The 10494-nt window shown below is 71.5% G+C and carries 7 protein-coding genes; all 7 read right to left on the reverse strand.

Annotated elements, in window-relative coordinates; translation table 11 throughout:
- Positions 1 to 90 precede the first annotated feature (90 nt).
- On the reverse strand, positions 91 to 429 hold the full coding sequence (locus AF1_RS30020; RefSeq protein WP_067806972.1) for a P-II family nitrogen regulator: 339 nt from the start codon (positions 427 to 429) through the stop codon (positions 91 to 93).
- Positions 426 to 1757 carry an ammonium transporter gene (locus tag AF1_RS30025; RefSeq protein ID WP_084263472.1) on the reverse strand — a complete coding sequence of 444 codons (1332 nt, stop codon included), beginning with the start codon at positions 1755 to 1757 and terminating at the stop codon, positions 426 to 428. Before AF1_RS30025 ends, AF1_RS30020 begins: the two co-directional genes overlap by 4 nt.
- Positions 1758 to 1998: 241 nt before the next feature.
- A complete protein-coding gene (gene ftsY / locus AF1_RS30030) occupies positions 1999 to 3153 on the reverse strand; it encodes a signal recognition particle-docking protein FtsY (RefSeq protein ID WP_067806977.1) in 1155 nt (384 codons plus the stop codon).
- A 152-nt stretch (positions 3154 to 3305) separates the two neighbouring features.
- Positions 3306 to 3968, reverse strand: coding sequence for a DivIVA domain-containing protein (locus AF1_RS30035; protein ID WP_067806980.1), 663 nt, complete (start codon positions 3966 to 3968; stop codon positions 3306 to 3308).
- 5 nt (positions 3969 to 3973) lie between these two features.
- A complete protein-coding gene (locus AF1_RS30040; protein WP_067806984.1) occupies positions 3974 to 5119 on the reverse strand; it encodes a globin domain-containing protein in 1146 nt (381 codons plus the stop codon).
- Positions 5120 to 5125: 6 nt separating this feature from the next.
- Positions 5126 to 5533, reverse strand: a complete 408-nt coding sequence (locus AF1_RS30045; RefSeq protein ID WP_165488392.1) for a globin domain-containing protein — start codon at positions 5531 to 5533, stop codon at positions 5126 to 5128.
- Positions 5534 to 6117: 584 nt separating this feature from the next.
- A complete protein-coding gene (gene smc, locus AF1_RS30050; protein ID WP_067806991.1) occupies positions 6118 to 9771 on the reverse strand; it encodes a chromosome segregation protein SMC in 3654 nt (1217 codons plus the stop codon).
- Positions 9772 to 10494 lie beyond the last annotated feature (723 nt).

Here is a 10494-nt window from a genome sequence, read left to right on the forward strand (position 1 = left end):
GGGCGGTGCCGGCCGCCGCGGTGCCGCCGGCCGCGCCGGGCATGGGCGCCCGGTCTCCGGCCGGCGGGCGGGCGAGGGGCACGGGGAGTCCTACAGCGCTTCCGGGCCGGTCTCGCCGGTGCGGACGCGGACGACCGTGTCCACCGGCACCGCCCACACCTTGCCGTCACCGATCTTGTCGGTGCGCGCGGCGCGGACGATCACGTCGATGATGTCGTCGGCGTCCGCCGCCTCGACCAGGACCTCGATCCGCAGCTTGGGCACCAGGTCGACCTGGTACTCGGCGCCCCGGTAGACCTCGGTGTGCCCCTTCTGCCGCCCGTAGCCGCTGGCCTCGCTGACCGTCATGCCCCTGACGCCGAAGCTCTCCAGGGCCTTCTTGACCTCGTCCAGCTTGAAGGGCTTGATGACCGCCGTGATGAGCTTCATCCCCGCGCCTCCACCTTCTTGGCCGCGCCCTCGGTGATGGGGGCGGCGGTCGCCCCGGATCGGACACCCGCGCGGATGGTGCCGAAGTCGTAGGCGGTCTCCGCGTGCGCCGTGCCGTCGATGCCGGCGGCCTCGTCGTCCGCGCTGATCCGCAGGCCCATGGTCAGGTCGATGACCTTCGCGATCACGTAGGTCATGGCGAACGAGTAGCCGAGCGTGGCGAGGACGGCGACGGCCTGCTTGCCGAGCAGCGCGAATCCGCCGCCCGCGAGCAGCCCGTCCGCGCCCGCGCCGTTCACCGCGGTGGTGGCCAGGAGGCCGATCAGGAGGGCGCCGACGATGCCGCCGACCATGTGGACGCCGACCACGTCGAGTGAGTCGTCGTAGCCGAGCCTGTACTTGAGGCCGACCGCGAAAGCGCACACCGCGCCGGCGACGAGGCCGAGGACGATCGCACCGAGCGGGGTGACGAACGCGCAGGCCGGGGTGATGGCGACCAGCCCGGCGACGATGCCGGACGCGATGCCGAGCGTGGTGGACGCGCCGTCCCGCACCTTCTCGACGACGATCCAGGCGAACGCGGCGGCGCAGGTCGCGGCGAGCGTGTTGATGAACGCGACGGCCGCGGTGGCGCCGGCCGACAGGGCGGAACCGGCGTTGAACCCGAACCATCCGAACCACAGCAGCCCGGCACCGAGCAGGACGAACGGCAGGTTGTGCGGGCGCATCGGCTCCTTCGGCCAGCCTTTCCGCTTGCCGAGGACGAGCACCAGCGCGAGCGCGGCGACACCGGCGTTGATGTGGACGACCGTCCCGCCCGCGAAGTCGAGCGCGCCCAGGCCGGACAGCCAGCCCGACTTGCCGCCGTCCGTCCACCACACCCAGTGCGCGATCGGGAAGTACACGAGCGTCGACCAGACCAGGGTGAACAGGACCCAGGCGCCGAACTTGGTGCGGTCCGCGACGGCGCCGCTGATCAGCGCGACGGTGATGATGGCGAACGTCGCCTGGAAGGCCACGAACACCAGTTGCGGGATGCCCGTGCCGTCACCGGCCGTGGCCGCCTTCTCCAGGCCGACGAGTCCCCAGTCGCCGAATCCGCCGATGACCGGGCTGAGCGCGCCGCCGTCGCCGAAGGCGAGGGAGTAGCCGTAGACGACCCACGCCATGCCCACCACGGCGATGCTGACGAAGCTCATCATCATCATGTTGAGCACGCTCTTGGCCCGGCTCATGCCCCCGTAGAAGAAGGCCAGCCCGGGTGTCATCAGCAGGACGAGCGCGGTGCTCGTCAGCATCCAGGCGGTACTACCGCTATCGATCTTCATCTCTGAGAGAGTCCCTCCTCGCCAGGGAACTTCGGCCCCGAGTCCTTTCCACCCTGGAAGGCCTGCGGGTGCGGGCCCTCCAGGGAGCCACCGGGCGAAAAGGACTCACTGCTCAGAGATTCGGCCCCGGCGGTTTCGCGCGCGGGGCCGTCACGTTTCCGAGATGTGAAAACCGACACCGGCGGGTTTCGCCGGTGTTTCCAACTCCTCACATGTCGTGTTCAGCCGATCAGGGGGTGGTTCAGTCGCCCAGGATCGCGTCCACGAACGCCTCGGGCTCGAACGGCGCGAGGTCGTCCGGCCCCTCTCCCAGCCCGACCAGCTTGACCGGGACGCCCAGCTCCCGCTGCACCTGGACGACGATGCCGCCCTTCGCGGTGCCGTCCAGCTTGGTCAGCACCACGCCGGTGACGTTCACGACCTCGGCGAACACACGGGCCTGCTGCATGCCGTTCTGCCCGGTCGTCGCGTCCAGGACGAGCAGGACCTCGTCCACCGTGGCCTGCTTCTCCACGACGCGCTTGACCTTGCCCAGCTCGTCCATCAGCCCGGTCTTGGTGTGCAGCCGCCCCGCGGTGTCGATGATCACCACGTTGACCTTGGTGTCGATGCCCTGCTTGACCGCGTCGAACGCGACGCTCGCGGGGTCGGCGCCCTCGTCCTTGCGGACGACCTGCGCCCCGACGCGCGCCCCCCAGGTCTCCAGCTGGTCGGCGGCGGCCGCGCGGAAGGTGTCGGCGGCGCCGAGCAGCACCGTGTCGCCGTCGCCGACGAGGACGCGGCCGAGCTTGCCGCAGGTGGTGGTCTTGCCGGTGCCGTTGACGCCGACGACCATCAGCACCGCCGGGCGGTCGCCGTGCGCGTCGGTGTGCAGCGAGCGGTCCAGGTCGGGGCCGATCTGCTTGATCAGCTCCTCCTTGAGCAGCCCGCGGACCTCCTCGGGGCTGCGCGTGCCGAGGACCTGGACGCGGGTCCGCAGGTCTTCGGTGACCTGGCGGGCCACGGCGGTGCCCATGTCCGCGGTGATCAGCGTGTCCTCGATCTCCTCCCAGGCGTCCTCGTCGAGCGTGTCGCGCGACAGCAGGCCGAGGAGGGTCTTGCCGAACGTGTTCTGGGAGCGGGCGAGCCGGGCGCGCAGCCGGACGAGCCGGCCCGCGCCGGGCGGCGGCTTCTCGATCTCGACCGTGGGCCGCGGCGCGGGCACCTCCGTCGGCGGCGCCCGCTCAAGGGTGGGCGCCCCGGCCTCCGCCTCGTCGACGGCGGTCGCGCCACCGGTCCGTTCCGCCGGCCGCTCCACCGGCGGCCGCGTACGGGTAAGGCGAGGCCGCAGCAGCATGATGCCGCCGATGATCAGCGCGACGGCGGCCAGCGCGGCGATGACGATCAGATATTCCATAGCGCCCCCAGTTTCCCAGAAGGTGTTACCCAGGGAAGCGACCCCCCGGACCTCCTGTTATGAGCCGGTCGGTCCGCACGCCACGGTACTGGTGCGCCGGGACCGCGCGATCCGCTCGGGACGCCGCGGCCGGTCGGCTCGGCGAGGCGGGATCAGTCCGGTGAGCGGCCCGGGAGGGATGCCCGTTCGGAGGATTCCCATTCGTCGACGTTGCGGAGGAGCGCCTCCAGATAGGAGCGCAGGTGGGTGCGGTACACGTCGCTGTAGGTGCGCAGGTAGGCGATCTCTCGTTCCATCGCGCGGCGCTCGTCGTCCGGGAGCGGCACGGGACGGGCGGGCGGGGGCGGCGCGGCGCGGACGGCGGCGTCCGCGACCTCGGCGGCCTTGCGATGGGCGTCCTCCAGCATGTGCTCCGCGCGGCCCTTGGCGTCGGCCAGGATCGCCTCCCGGTGCAGCCGCGCCTCGTGGGCCAGCTCCCGGGTGTAGCGTTCGGCGTCCGCGACGTACAGGTCGGCGGTCTGCTGGGCCTGCGACAGGATGCGGACGGCCTGGAAGTGGGCGTCCTCGGGCGCCATCACGCCGGGCGCGCCGCCCTGGGCCACCTGGGCGCGCAGCCGGTTCACCTCGTCGGCGAGGGCCGCCTTGTCGTTGTAGATCAGGACGAGTTCCCGCTCGACGTGCGCCAGGAAGTTACGGACCTGCTCCTCGTCGTACCCGCGGCGCCCGAGGGCGGCCCGGGCGAACACCACCGAGCGGAGCTCGCCCGGGGTCAGCCGCGAGCCCTCGGAGACGACGGGAAGGTTCGGGGGGTTCAACGCGCTCACCTCTGTGCCTCGGTGAAGGTTTCCAAGCGGATGCGGTCACGCGCGACACCGAGCCGCGTCAGCTGCTCGACGGTGTGCCCGACCATCGCGGACGGCCCGCACACGTAGGCGTCATGGCCGTCCCAGGGGCCGTGCCCCGCCACGACGTCCGACAGGTTGCCGTACTCGACGTCGCCCGAACGGAACACCGCCGAGAGGTCGTGCCCACCGGGCTCGTCCGACACGGCGGGGACGACCGTCAGCCAGCGGAACTCGCAGGCCAGCTTGGTGAGGTGCTCCAGATCGTAGAGGCCGTCGCGGGTGCGGGCGCCGAAGAACAGGTGCACGCGCGGCGGGACGGGACGGCGCGAGATCTGCTCCAGGATCGCCTTGAGCGGGGCCAGGCCGGTGCTGCCCGCGGCGAGCAGGACGTCGCGCGGGGATTCCTCGTCCAGCGTGAGCGTGCCGACGGGGGCGCCCATCCGGACCCGGTCGCCGGCCTCGGTGCCGCGCACCAGCACCGGGCTCACCGGCCCGCCGTCCACCAGCCGGACGTGGAAGTCCACGGTGTGGTCGGGACGGGGCGCGTTCGCCATCGAGTAGTACCGCCAGTGCCGCAGCCGGGACGGCACCTCCAGCGCGACGGACTGGCCGGGCAGGTACGGCAGCGGCCGGTCCGGCTGGACGCGCAGGACGGCGATGTCGAACCGGCGCCGCTCGACCGCGACGACCTGGCCGTTCCACCAGGCGGGCCGGCTCAGGGCGTCTTCGTCGGCGGCCTCCAGCATGACCTTGGCGACCAGGCTGTAGGCGGCGTTCCAGTCGCTCTCGACGTCGTCGGTCCAGTCGTCCCCGGTGAAGTGCCGGAGGGTGGCGAGGAGGCTGGCGCCGACGTGCGGGTAGTGCTCGGCGACGATCCCGAACCTGCGGTGGTCGCGGCCGAGCTGGCGCAGGAACGGGACGAGGGCGGGCAGGTCGTCGACCTGGGCCACGATGTGCCCGAGGGCGCGCAGCAGCTTGTCGCGCTGGCCGCTCATCCCGATCGGGAACATGTCGCGCAGGTGGGGATTGCGCACGAACAGGTCGGAGTAGAAGAACATTGCGACGGAGTCGCCCTGCCGGGCGACCCGGTCGAAGCTGTGCTTCAGTCGCTGGGCGTCCACGCCGGATCAGGAGGCGGGCTCGGCGGTGGCCTCCGTCATGACCTCGGCGACGAGGCCGTAGGCGGCCGTCCAGCCGCGTTCGAGGTCCTCGGTCCAGGCGGGGCCGCTGAAGTGGGCGAGGGTCGCCAGCAGGCTGGCGCCGACGAGCGGGTAGTGCTCGGCGACGACACCGAAGCCGCGGTGGCGGCGGCCGAGGTCCTGCAGGAACGGGACGAGCGCGGCGGGATCGTCGACCGAGCCGACGATCTGGGACAGCGCGGCGAGCAGCACCTCGTGCTGTTTCGCCATCGCCGCCGGAAACATGGACCTGAGCTGCGGCGCACGCGCGAAAAGGTCGGCGTAGAAATATTCGGCGACGTCCACGCCATTAGCGCCCACCAGGGCGAAATTTTCCTTGAGTTTCCAGGCGTCCACGGGTAGCACCTCTCTGATTCTCCTTAGCGGGCGCCAGATGCCCGGTCGGGGTGGCCGGAGAACCACGGTGCATATGGGTAGCCGATGCGCTTCAAAACACACAAGTCCGCCAGCGTCGCCATCCCGTCACGTTCAGTGCACCGTGGCCCTTTCGACGGACACGACCAGGGAGAACATCCCACGATCCCCCGGCTGCCGAACACCGAAAATCTCAAGGACAGGAATTACCGCATGTCCGAATTTCCCGGTCCCCGTACGATGTAACGCTCCAACGATGGAGACAGATATTACGGACATGTAAAATCCGCAGCGACCCCAGGCGTTCCGATCATGTCCGAGCCCGCAGGAACCAACCGGACGTGATCACACCGGCCCCCACCTCAGCCCCACAACGACCTAAAGGCACGCTGTCTTTAACCCCAGCCACGCAACAACCTCAGCGTTGCGATCGCGTGCGAAGCCAGGTTCGAGCCTGCGAGAACCTGATCGCGCAGCGAGCCCCTAAACGAGCCGGAGCGATGCAGCGATCGCCGCTTTGCTCGTTGAAGGAGGGCCGCCAAGGCCCGACGCCGAGAGCGAAGCAATCAGCACAACCGCTGGCTGACGACCTGGGTGACGCCGTCGCCGCGCATGCTGACGCCGTAGAGGGCGTCGGCGCCCTCCATGGTGCGCTTCTGGTGCGTGATGATGATGAGCTGGGACGACTCGCGCAGTTCCTCGAAGACGGTGAGCAGCCGCTGCGTGTTGGTGTCGTCCAGCGCGGCCTCGACCTCGTCCAGCACGTAGAACGGGGACGGGCGGGCTTTGAACACGGCGACGAGGAACGCGATCGCGACCAGCGACCGCTCGCCGCCCGACAGCAGCGACAGCCGCTTGACCTTCTTGCCCGGCGGGCGGGCCGCGACCTCGACGCCGGTGGTGAGCATGTCGTCGGGTTCGGTCAGCGACAGGCTGCCCTCGCCGCCGGGGAACAGCCGGGCGAAGATCCGCTCGAACTCGCGGGCGGTGTCGTCGTAGGCGGCGGCGAACACCTGCTGGACGCGGTCGTCGACCTCCTTGACGAGGCCGAGCAGTTCCCGCTGGGTCTTCTTGAGGTCTTCCAGCTGGGAGGTGAGGAACGCGTGCCGTTCCTCCAGCGCCGCGAACTCCTCCAGGGCGAGCGGGTTGACCTTGCCGAGCTGGTTGAGCTGGCGCTCGGCGGTCTTGGCCCGCTTCTCCTGGACGGTCCGGTCATAGGGGACGGGCTGCGCGTCCTCCCCCTTCTCGGGGTCGGGCGGGACGAGCTGGTCGGGCCCGTACTCGGCGACGAGCGACTCGACCTCCAGGCCGAACTCCTCCAGGGCCCGCTGTTCGTACTGCTCCAGCCGGAGCCGCTGTTCGGCGCGCGCGACCTCGTTGCCGTGCACGACGTTGACCAGGCGTTCCAGGGTCGCGGACAGCTCGCGCACCTGCGTCCGGACGACCTTCAGCTCGGCCTCGCGGGCGGCCTTGGCCTGCTCGGCGGCCTCGCGGCGGCGGACGGCGGCGGCGAGGGAGTGCTCGATGCGGTCGAGGGCCGTCCGGGCACCCTGGAGGACGGCCTTGGCGACCCGGGCCTGTTCCTCACGGCGAGCGCGGCGCTGGGCGGCGCGGGCGCGCTCCTCGCGTTCGCGGCGGGCACCGCGTTCGAGGTTGTCGGCGCGGCCGGCGATCGCCTGGACGCGTTCCTCGGCGGTGCGGACCGACAGCCGCGCCTCCATCTCGGCGGTGCGCAGTTCCTGGCAGCGGGCGTTCAGCTCGTCGCGCGCCTCGGTGTCGTGCCCGGCCTCGTCGGCGACCTCGGCGGCCTCCTCCGCCTCGGCGAGCCGCATCGCGAGTTCCTCGGCCGCCTGCGTGTCACGCTCCAGGGACTCGTTCGCCGCGTCGAGCGCCTTGCTCAGCCGCTCCACCTCGCCCCGGGCGGCGCGGGCATCGGCCTCCAGCCGGGCGGCGCGCTTGGCCTCCTGCGCGGCCTGGGCGTCGAACTCACGCAAGCGCGCGCGGACGCGGTCAAGTTCGCCCTGGGCCCGGTTCACGCTGGACTGGGCCTCACCGGCGGCGGCCTCAGCGGCTTCCAGCGCCGCCTGGGCGGATGCCTCACGCTCGGTCGCCGCATGAAGCTCATCGGCGGCGATTCCTGCCGCGGTCTCGGCCGCGGCAAGGTCCTCGGTGGCCTCATCGAGCGTCGCCCGCATCTGCAGAAGGCCCCGGCCGCTCCCGGCCGCGCCTCCCTGCGCCCAGTGCGCACCGACCAGCTCACCTTCACGGGTGACGGCGCGCAGCGACGGCTCCCTGCGGACGAGGGCGGCGGCGTCCGAAACGCCGTCCACCACGACCACGTCCCGCAGAAGATGCTCAAGAGCGGGCCGCACCGGATCGGGGACGCTCACCGCGTCGAGCGCGTAGTCGGCGCCCGGCGTCCGCGCGGACGGCGCCACCGCTCCCCCGCCGATGAGCAGCCCGGCCCGTCCGGCGTCCCGGGAGCGCAGCAGCGTGAGCGCGGCCTCGGCCGTCTCCAGCGACCCGACGGCGATCGCCTCCGCGGCGTTGCCGAGCACGGCGGCGATCGCCGTCTCATATCCGGGGCGGACGTTCAGCAGCGACGCGACCGTCCCCAGCACACCGTCCAGCGACCCGTCGGCGCCCGCCGCCAGCAGGGCCTCTCCACCGTCGGCGGCGCCGGCCAGCGTCAAGTTCAGGGCCTCGATCCGGGCCTGCAGCGCCGTGACCTTCTTCTGCGCGGCCTGATCGGCGGACCGCGCCGCCCCGACGGCCGCGCGGGCCTCCTTCAGTGCCCGGCGCGGACCGTCCACGGCCGCACGCGCGGACTCGGCGGCGTCCTTCGCGGTCGCGAGCGCCTCCTGCGCCGCCTCGTGCTCGGCGGCGAGCGCCGGGTCCTCGACGACCTCGGCCTCGAACGCCTCGAACTCCATCCGGGCGTCCTCGGCGCGCTGCTCGGCCTCCTCGCGCGCCTCGGTGAGCCGCCCGATCTCCGACCGTCCGGCCTGCGCCTTGCTGCGCAGCGCCTCCACCCGGCCGCGCAGCCGGGCCAGTTCCTCACGCCGGTCGGCGGCGGCCCGCGCGGCCGCCTGCAGCCTGCGCTCCTCGCCCGCGAGCGCCTCCTCGGCACCGGACCGCTCGTCCACGGCGGTGGCCAGCCCGTCCTGCGCCTCGTCCAGCACGGCGCGGAGCATCTCCTCCTGCTCCCGGATCTCGGCGGCCTCACGCTCCATGTCCTCGGGGTCGCGGCCCCGCCGCTCCTCCTCGCGCGCCTCCGCGGCATTGCGATGCCGCTCCGCGGCGAGATCGGCGACGCCCCGCAGCCGCTCCTTCAGCGCCGACAGCCGGAACCAGGTGTCCTGGACCTGCGCGAGCCGCGGCGCCTGCTCCGCCTCCTCCGCCTCCAGGACGGCCTCGCGCTCCTGCGCCCCGCTCAGCGCCCGCTCCGTCTCGGTGCGCCGCTCCCGGATCGCCGCCTCGTCGGCGGCCTCCTGATCCAGCCTCCTGCGCAGCGTGACCAGGTCGTCGGCCAGCAGCCGCAGTCTCGCGTCGCGCAGATCGGCCTGGATCACCGCCGCCCGCCGCGCGATCTCGGCCTGCTTGCCCAGCGGCTTCAGCTGCCGTCTCAGCTCCCCCGTGAGGTCCTGGACGCGGGTGAGGTTGCCTTGCATCGCGTCCAGTTTCCGCAGCGCCTTCTCCTTGCGCTTGCGGTGCTTGAGGACGCCGGCCGCCTCCTCGATGACCGCCCGGCGTCCCTCCGGCCCCGAGTGCAGGACGCGGTCGAGCTGCCCCTGCCCGATGATCACGTGCATCTCGCGGCCGATGCCCGAGTCCGACAGCAGTTCCTGGATGTCCAGCAGCCGGCACGCGTCACCGTTGATCGCGTACTCGCTCGACCCCGACCGGAACATCAGCCGGCTGATCGTCACCTCGGTGTAGTCGATCGGCAGCGCCCCGTCGGAGTTGTCGATCGTCAGCACGACCTCGGCGCGCCCCAGCGGCGCCCGGTTGGCCGTCCCGGCGAAGATGACGTCCTCCATCTTGCCGCCGCGCAGCGATTTGGCGCCCTGTTCCCCCATCACCCAGGCCAGCGCGTCCACGACATTGGACTTGCCGGACCCGTTCGGCCCCACGACGGCCGTGATCCCCGGCTCGAACTTGAGCGTTGTGGAGGACGCGAAGGACTTGAAGCCGCGCAACGTCAAGGTCTTCAGGTACAAACCCCCGCCATCCTCCCTGCTCCGCACGGCCCCGGCCGCCGGGACCCGTCCACGACCGCAACGCTAGAGGCTATCGCGTACCTGCACCGACGACCCTGGCCACCGCGAATACCGACCCCCGCCCCTTCCTCCCGGCTCCGCCTCCGAACGAATGCCCCACCCCACCCCAACCAACTCAAAGCCCCAATTCCGGGCACCCCAAACCCCCCAGGGTGGTCACCCTGGCCCATACCGAAAAGCGCCGCCACCACCGCAGGCAGGCGCACAAAGAGAACGTCGGCCTCGCACAGCGTCACAAACAACCCTGCGCAGCTACAACCACCGCGGGGGCCGACCACTCATCACCGACACCCCAAGAGAAGGCAGCCTCTCTGGGCGTGAAGCCCCAGCGACTCCAGCATTGCGATCACGTCCGAAGCCTTAGCCGGGAGAACCTGATCGCGCAGCGAACCGGAGCGATCGCCGCGCGACCCGTTACAGGAGGACCCGACACCGAAGGCAAGGCAAAAACACAACAGACGCGACCACCCCAGCCCCGCAGCAACCCGCCGCGTTGCGATCGCGCCCAAAGGCAGGTTCAAGCAAAGCAAGAACCTGATCGCGCAGCGAGCCCCTGGGCGAGCCGGAGCGATGCGGCGATCACCGCTTCACCCGTTGCAGGAAGGCGCGCCAGCACCCGCCCCAGAGCCACGCGACAACCTGAAGGCACGCTGTCTTTAGCCC

This window comes from Actinomadura formosensis NBRC 14204 (genome assembly GCF_001552155.1).
Lineage (GTDB): Bacteria > Actinomycetota > Actinomycetes > Streptosporangiales > Streptosporangiaceae > Spirillospora > Spirillospora formosensis.